This window comes from Pseudomonas paeninsulae, assembly GCF_035621475.1.
Taxonomy (GTDB): Bacteria; Pseudomonadota; Gammaproteobacteria; order Pseudomonadales; family Pseudomonadaceae; genus Aquipseudomonas; species Aquipseudomonas paeninsulae.
On the sequence record NZ_CP141799.1, the window covers coordinates 1532965 to 1546167 of the forward strand.

A 13203-nucleotide genomic window follows, 5' to 3' on the forward strand; every position below is an offset into this window, starting at 1 on the left:
CTTAGACGCGCCTCTCTGCGCCGAGCAGTAAAACCGCATCAAGGGATTGCCTGCATGAAAAACGCCGCCTACAAACTATTCAAGAAACCCTTCTTTGGCCGCTTTGTCCGGCCATGGCGCTGGCCGGACAGCGTCGACCAGAGCCACTGGCAGCGTTTGAGTGTCGACAGTCAATCCGGCGCCATCATCGCCGCACTGTTGGCGCCTGCACACACACCGCAGGCCAAGGGCGCGGTACTGATGTCCCACCCCATGGGCGTAGTAGCCAAAGGCTTCTGGATGAAATATGGGCATGCCGAATTGCTCCGTCAGGCGGGCTACCACGTGATGGTGTTTGATTTGAACGGCTTCGGTGAAAGTACGTCCACCACCATGGACTATCCCCTGGACGTGTTGGCCGCTGGGCAAGCCTTGCAGGCCCGCTACCCCGACTTGCCCGTGGCGGTACTGGGCGCCTCCATGGGCGCGGCCATGAGTGTGTGTGCCATGGCGCAGCCTGAACACCCCTTCAAGGCGGCGGTGCTGGAGTCGGCGTTTCCGACCCTATTGCACTTCTGGTCCCGCTACCCGATCCCCAAGTTGGGCATTCAGTTTTCCAAGATTCTTTATCCCGCCGGTGAGCGCAGCTTGCGCCCGACCCATGCCGCCGAACATCTAGTGGGCAGCCCGGGCCTGCTAATGATTTATGGCGATGACGATGAATTTACCCCGATTAAAGATGGGGAGTTGCTCTGGCAAGTCTTGAAACACAGAACGGCAACAGAGTTCTGGAAAGTGCCAGGGGCTAAGCACACGCATGCTTATGCCGCGCAGCCAAAACAATATGCTGAAAAAGTCATTGGGTTTTTGGATGAACACTTGGCAGCCTACAGGTCAGCGTCGTAAGCCAAGGTCATGGCTGCAATTTTTCTGCAGAGAAAAATAGCAGGACGAAAGATCAGGTAAGCAACAACTATGGGCTTCAACGATGCCATGCCAGCGATACGCGAAAGTGCTTCGCGCACAGTGACTGTTGGCGAGAAATGGGGCAGGAAATATATCTGTTCCCTTTCTCAGGTTTGAGCATAGCGAGGCCCTGGGCGATGTGATGGCTGTTGCTGCGCTCAACCATATCCTCCGGGTTGAGCGCAGTCGCTCAATTTCTGTGGCCCTGCTGTTGTTTACGCCAGGCCCCCGGGGTAACGCCAAAGCGTTTTTTGAACTGGCGAATAAAGTGGGTCACATCCTGCCAGCCGACCAACTCGGCCACCTGGGCAACCGAGGCGCCGCTATGAAGCAGGCGAGTACAGGCCTGGTGCAGGCGATTGCTGGTGATCCACTCGCCCACGCTGGCACCTGTAGCGAGTTTGACTTTGTGGGTGACGTAAGCCGGACTCCTGTGCACGGCTGCCGCCACCTCTGCCAAGCTCAAGGGCTCGCAACAGTGGCGCTGAATGTAGTCCAGCACATTGCCAACCATCGCATCGCGTGTCTGCCTGGCCGGTGTCATGGCGTTGCTAACCTCGGCCAGGATCAGGCTTAGCAGGCTCTTGCAGAGTTCGTTGTTGGCCGGGCCGGCGGGTTCACTCAGGCGTTTGAGTTCGGCGAAATACTGTGCGAGCAGCGCGCGTCTTGCCGGTTCAATGCTGACGGCGGGGGAGGCACCCAATCGAACCTGGCGAAAGGGCGACATCTGCGGCAGGTTTTCATGCAGCCCCAGGCAGTTGGGGCAAAAACCCATCCACCAGATGTTTAGCGCGTGCCCCGACAGCAGTTGGTGGGGCACGCCCGCCGGTACTATCACCACGCTGCCAGGTGGCACGCTTATAGGTTCGCCGTGGCGCATCTGCAACTGGCCTTCCACTATGAAAGACAACACGTATTCGGCGTGATGGGACTCTCGATCGGCGGCAAGCTGTTCGATATGAAATTGCTCCACCTGAAGCGGGGCGGTGGGGTGCATATCCAGCATTCCAGTGCTTGATGGGATCGCAGTATAACGATCCAGGATCGAAAGATAAGCCGATTACTCGCAAACTTCCCCACTGCCTGTGCGCAAGTCAGATCTCTAATCTGACGTCTTGAGCAAACGCAGAGGCAAGACCATGACTTCACCCGCGAATCAAGACGAGCCCTGGGATGAGAGCACCGCCCACTGGTATGCCAGCCAGTATGGCGACTGGCCCACTACCTGGATGCCTATTCGAGCCGAGGACTGGCGCCCGCAGGAAACCGTTGTCGACATTGGCTGCGGCACGGGCAGCAGTTTGCGCCACCTGCTGGCCTACTGTCCCGATGGTCGGCTGGTTGGTGTAGAACCATCCGCCGCCATGCTGACCATCGCCGTTGAGCAAACTCAACAGGCCGATCTGGACGGGCGTATCGAGTTCTATTGTGCCCCAGCCGAAGCCCTGCCCTTGGGCGATGCCAGCGTGGACAGTGCCCTGGCCTTTAGCAGCTATCACCACTGGCAAGATGTGGCGCTCGGTTTGAGCGAGGTCTATCGGACGCTCAAGCCCGGCGGGCGACTGCTGTTGGCCGAAGAGCCAGAGATCCTGGCGCTACATGGCGTGAGTTTGGCCGATATCCAGCAACAACTGCGTGTTGCGGGATTCCGCGAGTTGGACACTCGGCGCTTAACCCATGGCGAAGCGGTCTGCGAGCTTATCGTCGCGTACAAGCCAATGAATCTCGCTTAGCGGCTCTCCTTCGTTGCCAGCTTGGCAGGCAAGTGAACGACGAAGTTTGCACTCACACATACAGTGATTCAGGAGACAGAATGAACATCACTCTGGCCCTAATGGGCTTATCAATTTACCTGCTGATCTGGGTAAAGCTGCCGGAATGGGGCACGTGGTTCGGCAGCATAATCGACCAGCTGCCCGCGCCGCTGGCTTACCTCTATGACGCTTGGCGCTGCCCTTACTGCTTCGGCTTTTGGGTAGCGCTGGCCCTGCACGGACTCACTGGCATTCAGACCATCCCCGCGCTCGACACTGCCGGCTCTTCTTTAGGCGGCGTGGGGCAAATGGTTTTCTGGTTTTTGGATGCGTTAGCCAGTGCCACCCTGATATTGATCGGGAAACTCGCGTTGGATGCCATCGCGGTCCCGGCGATCAAAGGCTTCCAAATGACTCAGCAGTTCAAACAATCATTTCGTGATCAGCATGCCGACAATCAGTGAGGGGCAGCTGCGCCAGCTATCCCTTCTGCCCAGCGCTACTGTCTGGACGGGGCCAGCCAAGCTTTATTTGAGCCCGTAGCGGATCAGTTCCTGGGACGAGAGCACGCGCATATTGTGCGGTGCGATGCGCTGCATTTCGTCCGCCAGGCGGCTGGGGATGTTCATTTCGCGCAAGTAGACGGTCGGGCTGTAGCGTTGGTCCCGGTGGGCGGCTTGCGCCTGGGCCGAGTCGCCGGCGGGGAAGGGTGGACGGTGCAGGCCGACATAGCCGCGTACGGTCTTCTTGTGGCCGGCGGCCAGCAGGTAGATGCAGCTGCCCTGGCAGACGCCGTCAGCGGGCACCAGGGCGTCGAAGCCGGTCTCGCGCAGCAGGCGGCCGATGCGCATGGCTTCCGGGGCGCTGCCGCCGATGTTGTCCAGCAGGACTATCTTGCGGGCGAATTTGCCTGGGTGAGCGCTCAGGCCCTTGAGCAGGGCTTCGTAGTCGCCGGGGGCGATGTCCTCGGAAATTCTGGCGGCCAGTAGCGGGCCGAGGCGCTGGTGTTGGCTCGCTTCGACTTCGACCCTGGCCTGGCTGGTGGTCGAGCACAGCGCCGCGGCACAGAGCAGGGCGGCCTGGATAAGGGGAGTGCGCATGGGGCGGCTGAGTCCTGGATAACGGCGGTGCGCAGAAGATACCCGCAGCCGCGGATCTGCGCACCTTGGATCGGCTCAGTCGCGCTGGGGGATGGTCAGGCCGCGGATCACCGCCGGGCGCGTGAGAAAGACGTCCAGCACGCGGGTGACATTGGCGAAGCGCTCGATCTGCACCAGTTCGCCGGCCTGATAGAAACCGATCAGGTTGCGCACCCAGGGGAAGGTGGCGATGTCGGCGATGCTGTAGGCCTCGCCCATGATCCACTGGCGGCCGTCCAGGTGCCGGTCGAGCACGCCGAGCAGGCGCGTGGCTTCCTCGACGTAGCGCTGCAGGGGACGCTTGTCCTCATAGTCCTTGCCAGCGAACTTGTTGAAGAAGCCGACCTGGCCGAACATCGGGCCGATTCCGCCCATCTGGAACATCAGCCACTGGATGCACTGGTAGCGGCCGGCGGCGTCCGCGGGGATCAGTTGGCCGGCCTTCTCCGCCAGATACAGCAGGATCGCGCCGGACTCGAACAGCGCCAGCGGCTGGCCGTCCGGACCGCTGGGGTCGAGGATGGCGGGGATCTTGTTGTTCGGGTTGAGCGAGAGGAACTCAGGCGACAGCTGCTCGTTGTCGGCGAAGCTGACCAGGTGCGGCTCGTAGGGCAGGCCGGTTTCCTCCAGCATGATCGACACCTTGACCCCGTTGGGCGTGGGCAGCGAATAGAGCTGCAGGCGCTCGGGGTGCTGGGCGGGCCATTTGCGGGTGATGGGGTAGGCGGAGAGGTCTGACATAGCGCTTCCAATCATCAGGCGGGTGGGAAAAGGCCGAACCAGGCGCTGGGTGGCGTCGGTCGGCTGTTATTGCTACGTCCTGCGGGCGCCGGCAGCCATTGTGCCGCTCGGGGTGTTGAGGGCGAGTCGCTGCATCGGACGCTAAGTCTGGGCCTTGCCGGAGGGATAAGACCACTATCGGTCCCTTCGCGATAATCGATAGGCGTACTAGTGGGCATCAATCCGTTTGATGGCGTGCATGGCCTGATTCCCTGCGTTAGAGCGAGCCGGTATGGTGCCGCCATCGATCAGCGTTAACGGAGAACCCCGATGAGCCTGTACGGCGACTACGACCCGCAGAACATCTTTGCCCAGATCATTCGCGGCGAGGCCCCCTGCTACAAACTGTACGAGGACGACGACGTACTCGCCTTCCTCGACCTGTTTCCGCAGTCCCATGGCCATACCCTGGTGATCCCCAAGCGCGCGGCGGCGCGCAATATCCTCGACATCGATGCGGACAGCCTGTGCAAGCTGATGCGGGTGACCCAGCGGCTCTCCCAGGTGCTGGTGGACGAGTTGCAGCCGGAAGGCGTGCAAGTGGCGCAGTTCAACGGTGCGCCGGCCGGGCAGACGGTGTTCCACATCCATGTGCACATCATCCCGCGCTTCGCCGGCCAGGGCCTGGGTATCCACGCCAGCAGCAAGGCCGAGCCGCTCGAACTGGAACAACTGCAGGCGCGGCTGCTGCAGCGCCTTCGCGGCTGAGGGCTGCGCGACGACCTGCTGCACCTGGCCTACGGTCGAGAGCAATCCGCGATCCGTAGGGTGGGTTAGCGGCGTCAAGCTCCGAACGATCAGGCACCGCGATCGTGGCGCGCCGCGTAACCCGCCAGGCGATATCCCGGCGTTGCGCCGATGGTGGGTTACGGCGCAACGGATCTTGCGGGATCATCGCTATCGGCAGCGTGCGCCTAACCCACCCTACAAAAACTCATATTCTCGGACAGTCCCTAGGAGGCTGTCCGAGAATAGCAATTGACTGCAAATTGTAGGTTGACGCTGAGGGACGAAGCCCAACAAAATCAGCATGTTGGGCTTCGCTGAGCTCAGTCTACGCGCCCCGGCCCAACCTACAAAAATCCGTATTCTCGGACAGCCTGCTAGAGGCTCGGTTCGGTCAGCAGCGGCAGGCGGCAGCGCTCGACTTGCCACCAGGTCGGCAGCAGGCGGCGGATGGCGGGTTGGTTGAAGCGATCGTCGATCAGGTAGACCACGCCCTGGTCGTCCGTGGTGCGGATTACTCTGCCGGCGGCCTGCACGACTTTCTGCAGGCCGGGGTAGAGGTAGGTGTAGTCGTAGCCCAGGTGGTTGCCGAACATGCCCTGCATGCGCTGCTTGATTTCCTCGTTGACCGGGTTGATCTGCGGCAGGCCGAGGGTGGCGATGAAGGCGCCGATCAGGCGCTCGCCGGGCAGGTCGATGCCTTCACCGAAAGCGCCGCCAAGCACGGCGAAGCCAATGCCCTGGCTGGCGCTGCTGAACCGATCGAGAAAAGCCTGGCGCTGGCTTTCGTCCATCTGCCGCGACTGTTGCCAGACCGGGATCTGCGGGTGGGCGGCGCTGAATTCATCGAGCACCAGGCGCAGGTAGGCGTAGCTGCTGAAAAAGGCCAGGTAGTTGCCCGGCCGTTCGGCGAATTGGCGCGCCATCAGCGCGGCGATCGGCGCCAGCGAGTAGTCGCGGTGGGCGAAGCGGGTCGACAGGTTGCTGACCGCCTGCACCTGCAATTGCTCGGCGCTGAACGGCGACTCGACATCGATCCACGGCGTCTGCTGCGGCAGGCCGAGCAGGTCGGCGTAGTAGTGCGCGGGGCTCAGGGTCGCGGAGAACAGGGTGCAGCTGTGGGCGGCGGCGAAGCGCGGGGCGAGGAAGGGCGCCGGCACTATATTGCGGATGCACAGGGTGGAGGTCGCGGGCCCGCTGGGGTTGTCGTCGCGGCTGATGTCGAACAGCGAATGGCTGTCGAAGGCTTCGGCGAGGCGGCAGAACAGCATGGCGTCCAGGTAGAAGTGCAGCAACTCGGCGGCGTTGCCCGCCGGTTGATCGGTGAGGTGATCGGTGAGGGTGCTGACGGCCTTGTGCAGGGCCATGATGAACAGGTCGGGGGCGGCGGGGTAGACCTGATAGGCCGCTTCCTGGTCGCGCTGCAGTTGTTGCCAGTGCCGGTTGACCCGCTCCAGTGGCGCCTTCATCACTGGCGGGGCGATGCGTCTGAGGGCCTCGAAGCGGGTTTGCTCGAGTTCGGCGGTGTACATGCCGCGGCCGCGCTCGATCAGGTTGTGCGCCTCGTCCACCAGCAGGGTCACGCGCCACTCGTTGAGCAGGGTCAGGCCGTGCAGCAGGCCGCCCATGTCGAAGTAGTAGTTGTAGTCGCAGACCACCACGTCGGCCCAGCGGCACAGTTCCTGACTCAGGTAGTAGGGGCAGATCCGATGCGCCAGCGCGGTTTCGCGCACGCTGTCCTGGTCCAGCCACTGGCGTTCCAGCGCGGCCTGGCGCGCGGCCGGCAGGCGGTCGTAGAAACCCTTGGCCAGCGGGCAGGAGTCGCCGTGGCAGGCCTTGTCCGGGTGCTCGCAGGCCTTGTCGCGGGCGACGTGTTCGAGCACCCGCAGCGGCATCGCGTGCTCCTGGCTGCGCAGGGTCGCCAGGGCGTCCAGCGCCAGGCGCCGACCGGGAGTCTTGGCGGTGAGGAAGAACAGGCGGTCCAGCTCCTGCTCGGGAAAGGCCTTGAGTTGCGGAAACAGGGTGCCGAGGGTCTTGCCGATGCCGGTGGTGGCCTGGGCCATCAGGCTGTGGCCGTCGCGGGCGGCGCGGTACACCGACTCGGCCAGCTGACGCTGGCCGCTGCGAAACTGCTGGTGGGGAAAGCGCAGGCGCTCGAGCGCCTGGTTGCGCAGCAGGCGATGTGCGCGCTCGTGCTCGGCCCAGGTGATGAAAAGGCTGCAGTGCAGTTCGAAGAACTCACGCAGTTCATCGGCGCTGCAGCGCTGATGGAAGGCGGTTTCGTGCTGGCTGAGGACGTTGAAATAGACCACCGCCAGGTCGATCTCGGCCAGGCCGCGTTGCTGGCACAGCAGCCAGCCGTAGACCTTGGCCTGGGCCCAATGCAGCAGCCGGTGGTTCTCCGGGATGCGCGCGATGTCGCCGCGGTGGGTCTTGATCTCTTCCAGGCGGTTGTTGTCCGGGTCATAGCCGTCGGCCCGGCCGCGCACCTGCAGGCCTTGGTATTCGCCGCTCAGCGGCAGTTCCGCCTGGTAACCCGGACCGCGCCGGGAGACCACGATGGCGTGGCCGGTCATGCCTTCCTGGGCGGTGGGCGAGGGGGTGAAGCGCAGATCCAGGTCACCGACCTTGGCGGTAAATTCGCACAGCGCGCGCACCGCGACCTGATAGTTCATAGCCCCGTTATTCACGACTAGTTGCTTCATGCGTCGGCCCACTGTACGTAGCAGACGTCCACCGGCATGCCGTGCTCGGCGCAGAACGCCAGCCAGCGGCGCTGGTTGTCCTGCAGGCGGTCGCCGGGGCCTTTGACCTCGATCATCCGGTAGCGCCGCTGCGCCGGCCAGAACTGGATCAGGTCGGGCATGCCCGCGCGGTTGGCCTTGATATCAGCCAGCAGGCGCTGGAACCAGGCCCGCAGGTGCGCCGCCGGCAGGCAGTCGAGGGCTTGCTCCAGTAACTGTTGATCGAGGGCGTTCCAGAATACGAAGGGCGACTGGATGCCGTATTTGTCGGCATAGGTCTGGCGGATCGTGCTCTTGTAGGCATCTGAATCCAGTTGCGCCAGGCAGGTGGCGAACAGTTCGGCGCGGCGCGGCTGGAAGTCGGGGCTGAGCAGATCCAGCGGGCCGCTCTGGAACGGATGGAAGAACGCGCCCGGCAACGGGGCGAAGATCGCCGGCCAGCAGAGCAGGCCGAACAGGCTGCAGATCAGGCTGTTCTCGACGTAGTGCACCGGCGCGTCCGCTTCGCTCAGGTGCAGCTTGACCCCGTATTCGACACTGTGACCTGCAGGCTTAGGCAGGCACAGGTCGAGGCGGGCCGGTGCGGGCGGCTTCGGTTTGCGCGGTTGCGGCAGGCCGAGCTGGCGGCGCAGACGCAGCAGCACACGCTCTAGCCCTTGTGCCTCGGCCTCGTTTTCCGCTGCCACGGCCGCCTGGCTGGCCAGTGCATGGGCGTCCGCGGCGCGGCCCAGGCCTTCCAGTACGCGGATGCGGCGCAGGCGGGCGCCGGTAAACGGGCAGTCGACATAGCAGGCCAGGGCGTTTTCCAGCTCCCCGGCGCGTTCGAGATGTTGGCCCAGGCGAAACCGCAGCTTGGCCCGGCGCATGGCGAGAAAGGGCGTGGCGCAGTCCAGCGCGGCGATCTGTTGCAGCACTTCGGCGACCGGCTCGCCGGCCTCGCCACGCTCGTGGCAGCGTTGCAGCGCCAGGTAGCAGTCCACCTCTGCGCGCTGGGTGAATACCCGCGAGTCGGCGCTCAGCGCGACCGGTTCGTAGCGGAAGATGCCCAGATCGGCGAGGACGAACGCTGACCAGTCCTGCTGCAGGTTGCCGAAAAACAGCAGGCGCAGGCGTTCGCAGAGCGGATTGATGGCCAGGCTGTAAACCTGCTCGTCCAGCCGTGGGCACCAGTCGGCAAAGCTGCGCGACCGGCTGTGCTCGGCGGTCAGTTGAGCGAGCAGCTGAGGCTTCTTCAAGGCTTTGTGCGCCCGGGCGGCGAAGGCTTCGAGCAGTTCTTCCTTGCGCAGCAGCTCGAACAACTCCGCCAGCGCCAGCTCGGCGTCATGCCGAATCCACCCGGCGTCGAGCAGTGCCTGGGCGGCGTGCCGCGGGCAGCCAATCTCGGCGTAGGCCAGCTTGCTGGCGCGAAAATGCGGGCCCTTGCGCATGATCATGCGCACCAGCAGCGCCTGGCTGGGCAGCGCCAGCTCGCCGAAGCGGCGCAGGAATGCCTGCTCCTCGGCCAGCAACAGGTCGTGGTGACGCTCGCGCAGCCAGGCCAGGGCTTTATGGAAGTTGCACAGGTAATACAGGCTGGGGTCGAGCTGAGGCTGCATGGGAAAACCGAATACTGTTTGCATATACAGATATCAGTGCGCCGCTCGCTTTGCAACGAGCAGGAGATGGGAGGCTGAGTCCGGCGCTGAGTTGTGGCGAGTTCAGAAGAGTTGTGAGCAGCGCGGCGCACGTGGCCAGCCGGTGGCACAGGGCGCTATCGTAGGATGCGGTTGAGCGCAGCGATACCCATCACCGCGAAGATCAACCCGCAGTTGGGCAGGCTTGCAGTTGCTGCTGCCAACCATTACCGACCCGGGTCGTGATTGATGGATTAGCGAGGGGTATAGCTGCGCTCAAACCTACGCGGCCCGCCGCATCCTACAAAAGCCGTCACCCCCGGGATTGCCTTCCGGCCTCTACCAAGACCGCACTCGGCACAGCGAAGGCGCGAACCGCCGGCAGGATCCGCCTCCGACTGCTTTACTTGAGCGCGGCAGCCGCACCGTCAATACTGAGCCGGCTTCGATCATCCACCCCGTAAGGATTCCCATGCGATTGATTTGTGCAGTACTGCCCCTGCTGGCGTTGGCCGGTTGTTCGTCCTTTCAGGCCGCTCCCGACAAGGTGACCGCGGTGCCCAGCGAGCGCTTGCTGGCCTACCAACAACCGGTCGAGGGCAGCGGGCTGATCGTGGTCAACCGCGACCTGGGCATGCTCGGCGGCGGCTGCTACGTGGCGGTGCTGGTCGATCGCCAGGTGGCGGCGCGCATCGGCATAGGTGAACAGGCGCGCTTCCATGTGCCGCCGGGTAACCGGGTGGTCGGCATTGGCATCGATGAGGCTGACGACACCCTCTGCGGCAAGGGCCGGCTGCGCCGCGAACTGGCGGTGCGGGTAGCCGAGGGTGAGAGCCAGCACCTGCGCATCATCAGTGAAGCCAAGAGCGGATTCGATATCCGTCCTGCCACGCCCTGATTGCTCGCAAGCCTGAAAGGCTGTGAAAAAATGCTTACCTACTGCGACCGCCTCCAGACGCCCGCTACCGGCGCTCGATATTTTCACAGCCTCTGAGCCTTGGCCGCTGGGGATTTCCCACCAGCCTGCAGGGCTGATCTACTACACCTCCCCGTTACTGGGAGCGGCGGCTAGCGAGCGCGCCGTTGAGAATCTGCTTGTCGAGGAAAATACCCGTGGCCGGAACCAGCCTGTTAGCTCTGCTTGACGATATTGCCAGCATGCTCGACGACGTGGCGTCGATGACCAAGATCGCCGCGAAGAAGAGCGCGGGTATGCTCGGTGACGACCTGGCCCTGAATGCCCAGCAGGTCTCGGGGGTCAAGGCCGAGCGCGAGCTGCCGGTGGTCTGGGCGGTGGCCAAGGGGTCGCTGCTGAACAAACTGATTCTGGTACCTGCGGCGCTGGTTATCAGTCTGCTGGCGCCCTGGGTGGTTACCCCACTGCTGATGCTTGGCGGCGCTTTTCTCTGCTATGAAGGTTTCGAGACGCTGGCCCACAAGCTGCGGCCCAGCAAGGATAAGGAGCAGGCACACAAAGCCGAGCTGACGGCCGCATTGACCAACCCCGCCATCGATCTGGTCGCTTTTGAGCGCGACAAGATCAAGGGGGCGGTGCGTACCGACTTCATTCTCTCGGCGGAAATCATCGTTATCACCCTCGGCACCGTGACCGGCCAGCCTCTGGCCACTCAGCTCGGCGTGCTCGCCGGCATCGCCTTGCTCATGACTGTCTGCGTCTATGGGCTGGTGGCCGGCATCGTTAAGCTGGACGACGGCGGCCTGTACCTTTCCCAGCGTAGTGGCAGCGGCCTGATCGGGCGCCTGCAGCGCAGTATCGGTGGCGGCATTCTCAGCGCCGCGCCCTACCTGATGAAGAGCCTGGCGGTGATTGGTACGGTGGCGATGTTCATGGTCGGCGGCGGCATCCTCAGCCACGGCATTCCAGGGGCCCATGCACTGATCGAAGGCTTCGCCCACGGCCTGCAAGCCGTGCCGACACTCGGCGGCGCACTGGCGACGATTACCCCAACGCTGCTGGACATGCTGCTGGGTGTGCTGGCCGGCGCGCTGGTGCTGGTCGGGGTGACGGCCCTGGGCCGCCTGTACCGGGTGTTCAAGCCGGCATAGGCGGCCAAGACTCAGGGCGGTCTCGAGCAAGGGCCGGCTAATGAGGGCTATGTGACCTGAGCAAGCGCCCGCGGGTAACGCGCCAGCAACGTGGCTTATGCATAACGTTTGAGCTAACCGGCGAGCAAAAGCGTAGCTTTGCGAGTCCAGCCGACGAAGTGAGTAAAGTTGAGCATTGTTAGGTGCTGATTAAAAATGTTCACGCCTTATATGCTATTGCAATACCGAAGCCTATGCAGGCTGCTGCAATTACTAGTGAAATATCTTCGGATACAGGCATTTTTGAGTGGCGATTAATTTGTAATTCTAGAGCTGCGGGGCCGAAAAATGTGCTTTTTATTAGCAATGCAAAGCCACAGGCAAAAATTAATCCACCAACTATTACTAAACCTGAGTCCTTTCTGCGGGCCATTTTTAAGTAGGCTCTAACGTTTGGTTAAGGGGCGGACTTTAGCCCGTCCCAGTGAGCGAAGCGAACGATTTGAACCACTAGTTAGGCTCGCCGCAGAATTCATTTTTGACCACTAAGTTTTAGCTCTTCCGGATACATTGCTGCGAGCCAAATAGTGCACCCATTACTACCAGAGTACTCGACCTCAAATGCCGGCTCTGGATTTGAGTACACCTCAATAATTGTTCCAACGTCCCCGATGCAAGGGTTCCGTTCGTAATCTGCACTCGACTTTGAAAAGCGCTCGTCTCGAAGTGCAATGACTTGGACAACATCGTATGGCTTCATGTCGGGGCCTAACGTTTGGTTAAGGGGCGGGCTTTAGCCCGTCCCGAGTGAGCGAAGCGAACGGCTTGAACCGCTAGTTAGGTGCATACCTACTCGGTATAGGCTTGGATATAGAAATAATCCGCGTTGCTACCGACACCAAAAAATGAGATAGAGCGCATACCTTGCAAATGTTCCCATCGCATGGTGAAGTCATTTGTGAAGGATGGGGTTTGAGCCTTTATGCCAATTGAGCCTAGTGTGCTCTTGTTGAATGGAAGTGTGTCGATACCTTCAACCGTAATCCAGTCAGCCTTGCCTTTGATAAAGGTAATTTCAGTCTCCGCTTTTTCATATATGCACTTACGTCCGTATTTTGTACTCGTGCACTCTGTCGGCTGGCCAACCATCTCTGCTACTGCTGCCTCTGATTTTCCGATGATTCCGGGCACGTCAATTAGTGTGTCATCAGCCAATAATACTTGCGACGAAAGAACGGCGATTGCAATTACGAGTGCTTTCATGCGGTGATAATCCTGTGTGGTTGTACCTAACGTTTGGTTAAGGGGCTGGCTTTAGCCCAATGTCATCAACTTAAGCTCCCAGCCCTGCCTGGAGCAAGCAAATCCAGGGCTTGAGCGCTCGGTTGCAGCAGCACCGCCACCGGTTTTGCTCCCCGATTCAGCGCATGTGTAACCTTGGCGGCAGCTTAATGGG

14 protein-coding genes are annotated in these 13203 nt (G+C 61.9%); 6 read left to right on the plus strand and 8 right to left on the minus strand.

What is annotated here, in order from left to right:
* Positions 1-54: 54 nt before the first annotated feature.
* Positions 55-885, plus strand: a complete 831-nt coding sequence (locus tag VCJ09_RS06965) for an alpha/beta hydrolase family protein (RefSeq protein WP_324733701.1) — start codon at positions 55-57, stop codon at positions 883-885.
* 250 nt (positions 886-1135) lie between these two features.
* Here VCJ09_RS06965 and VCJ09_RS06970 read toward each other — a convergent pair whose 3' ends face one another.
* Positions 1136-1942, minus strand: a complete 807-nt coding sequence (locus tag VCJ09_RS06970; protein ID WP_324733702.1) for a helix-turn-helix domain-containing protein — start codon at positions 1940-1942, stop codon at positions 1136-1138.
* A gap of 142 nt (positions 1943-2084) precedes the next feature.
* On the opposite strand from VCJ09_RS06970, the gene VCJ09_RS06975 reads away from it, so the two are divergent.
* Together VCJ09_RS06975 and VCJ09_RS06980 are read left to right on the plus strand one after the other, a co-directional pair.
* Positions 2085-2678: a class I SAM-dependent methyltransferase gene (locus tag VCJ09_RS06975; protein ID WP_324733703.1), complete on the plus strand. Its 594-nt coding sequence runs from the start codon at positions 2085-2087 to the stop codon at positions 2676-2678.
* An 80-nt stretch (positions 2679-2758) separates the two neighbouring features.
* On the plus strand, positions 2759-3163 hold the full coding sequence (locus VCJ09_RS06980) for a hypothetical protein (RefSeq protein WP_324733704.1): 405 nt from the start codon (positions 2759-2761) through the stop codon (positions 3161-3163).
* Between the two features lie 63 nt (positions 3164-3226).
* Here VCJ09_RS06980 and VCJ09_RS06985 read toward each other — a convergent pair whose 3' ends face one another.
* A complete protein-coding gene (locus tag VCJ09_RS06985) occupies positions 3227-3799 on the minus strand; it encodes a COG3904 family protein (RefSeq protein WP_324733705.1) in 573 nt (190 codons plus the stop codon).
* Between the two features lie 75 nt (positions 3800-3874).
* Positions 3875-4579 (minus strand): glutathione S-transferase N-terminal domain-containing protein, encoded by a 705-nt coding sequence (locus VCJ09_RS06990; protein ID WP_324733706.1) that lies wholly within the window; start codon positions 4577-4579, stop codon positions 3875-3877.
* Between the two features lie 309 nt (positions 4580-4888).
* Here VCJ09_RS06990 and VCJ09_RS06995 point away from each other — a divergent pair, with 309 nt between their 5' ends.
* Positions 4889-5326 (plus strand): HIT family protein, encoded by a 438-nt coding sequence (locus tag VCJ09_RS06995; protein ID WP_324733707.1) that lies wholly within the window; start codon positions 4889-4891, stop codon positions 5324-5326.
* A 395-nt stretch (positions 5327-5721) separates the two neighbouring features.
* Here VCJ09_RS06995 and VCJ09_RS07000 read toward each other — a convergent pair whose 3' ends face one another.
* Positions 5722-8019, minus strand: a complete 2298-nt coding sequence (locus tag VCJ09_RS07000) for an ATP-dependent DNA helicase (RefSeq protein WP_324734619.1) — start codon at positions 8017-8019, stop codon at positions 5722-5724.
* A gap of 26 nt (positions 8020-8045) precedes the next feature.
* Entirely contained in the window at positions 8046-9707 is a 1662-nt protein-coding gene (locus tag VCJ09_RS07005; protein ID WP_324733708.1) for a VRR-NUC domain-containing protein, read from the minus strand.
* 466 nt (positions 9708-10173) lie between these two features.
* Here VCJ09_RS07005 and VCJ09_RS07010 point away from each other — a divergent pair, with 466 nt between their 5' ends.
* Together VCJ09_RS07010 and VCJ09_RS07015 are read left to right on the plus strand one after the other, a co-directional pair.
* The gene (locus VCJ09_RS07010; protein ID WP_324733709.1) at positions 10174-10599 is read left to right on the plus strand and encodes a 3-isopropylmalate dehydratase; all 426 of its coding nucleotides are present in this window, start codon (positions 10174-10176) and stop codon (positions 10597-10599) included.
* 215 nt (positions 10600-10814) lie between these two features.
* Positions 10815-11768 carry a DUF808 domain-containing protein gene (locus tag VCJ09_RS07015; RefSeq protein ID WP_324733710.1) on the plus strand — a complete coding sequence of 318 codons (954 nt, stop codon included), beginning with the start codon at positions 10815-10817 and terminating at the stop codon, positions 11766-11768.
* 199 nt (positions 11769-11967) lie between these two features.
* Here VCJ09_RS07015 and VCJ09_RS07020 read toward each other — a convergent pair whose 3' ends face one another.
* The 3 genes from VCJ09_RS07020 to VCJ09_RS07025 form a co-directional block, all read right to left on the minus strand.
* The gene (locus VCJ09_RS07020) at positions 11968-12180 is read right to left on the minus strand and encodes a hypothetical protein (RefSeq protein ID WP_324733711.1); all 213 of its coding nucleotides are present in this window, start codon (positions 12178-12180) and stop codon (positions 11968-11970) included.
* 99 nt (positions 12181-12279) lie between these two features.
* The gene (locus VCJ09_RS24735) at positions 12280-12507 is read right to left on the minus strand and encodes a DUF4926 domain-containing protein (RefSeq protein WP_407693017.1); all 228 of its coding nucleotides are present in this window, start codon (positions 12505-12507) and stop codon (positions 12280-12282) included.
* Positions 12508-12596: 89 nt separating this feature from the next.
* Positions 12597-13010: a hypothetical protein gene (locus VCJ09_RS07025; RefSeq protein WP_324733712.1), complete on the minus strand. Its 414-nt coding sequence runs from the start codon at positions 13008-13010 to the stop codon at positions 12597-12599.
* Between the last annotated feature and the right edge of the window lie 193 nt (positions 13011-13203).

Bases quoted from the DNA above. Each gene is read 5' to 3' on its own strand.
- VCJ09_RS07025 (WP_324733712.1), bottom strand. From the start codon at position 13,010: ATGAAAGCACTCGTAATTGCAATCGCCGTTCTTTCGTCGCAAGTATTA.
- VCJ09_RS06990 (WP_324733706.1), bottom strand. From the start codon at position 4,579: ATGTCAGACCTCTCCGCCTACCCCATCACCCGCAAATGGCCCGCCCAG.
- VCJ09_RS06995 (WP_324733707.1), top strand. From the start codon at position 4,889: ATGAGCCTGTACGGCGACTACGACCCGCAGAACATCTTTGCCCAGATC.
- VCJ09_RS06980 (WP_324733704.1), top strand. From the start codon at position 2,759: ATGAACATCACTCTGGCCCTAATGGGCTTATCAATTTACCTGCTGATC.
- VCJ09_RS06970 (WP_324733702.1), bottom strand. From the start codon at position 1,942: ATGCACCCCACCGCCCCGCTTCAGGTGGAGCAATTTCATATCGAACAG.
- VCJ09_RS06985 (WP_324733705.1), bottom strand. From the start codon at position 3,799: ATGCGCACTCCCCTTATCCAGGCCGCCCTGCTCTGTGCCGCGGCGCTG.
- VCJ09_RS06975 (WP_324733703.1), top strand. From the start codon at position 2,085: ATGACTTCACCCGCGAATCAAGACGAGCCCTGGGATGAGAGCACCGCC.
- VCJ09_RS07020 (WP_324733711.1), bottom strand. From the start codon at position 12,180: ATGGCCCGCAGAAAGGACTCAGGTTTAGTAATAGTTGGTGGATTAATT.
- VCJ09_RS06965 (WP_324733701.1), top strand. From the start codon at position 55: ATGAAAAACGCCGCCTACAAACTATTCAAGAAACCCTTCTTTGGCCGC.
- VCJ09_RS24735 (WP_407693017.1), bottom strand. From the start codon at position 12,507: ATGAAGCCATACGATGTTGTCCAAGTCATTGCACTTCGAGACGAGCGC.
- VCJ09_RS07010 (WP_324733709.1), top strand. From the start codon at position 10,174: ATGCGATTGATTTGTGCAGTACTGCCCCTGCTGGCGTTGGCCGGTTGT.
- VCJ09_RS07005 (WP_324733708.1), bottom strand. From the start codon at position 9,707: ATGCAAACAGTATTCGGTTTTCCCATGCAGCCTCAGCTCGACCCCAGC.
- VCJ09_RS07000 (WP_324734619.1), bottom strand. From the start codon at position 8,019: ATGAACTATCAGGTCGCGGTGCGCGCGCTGTGCGAATTTACCGCCAAG.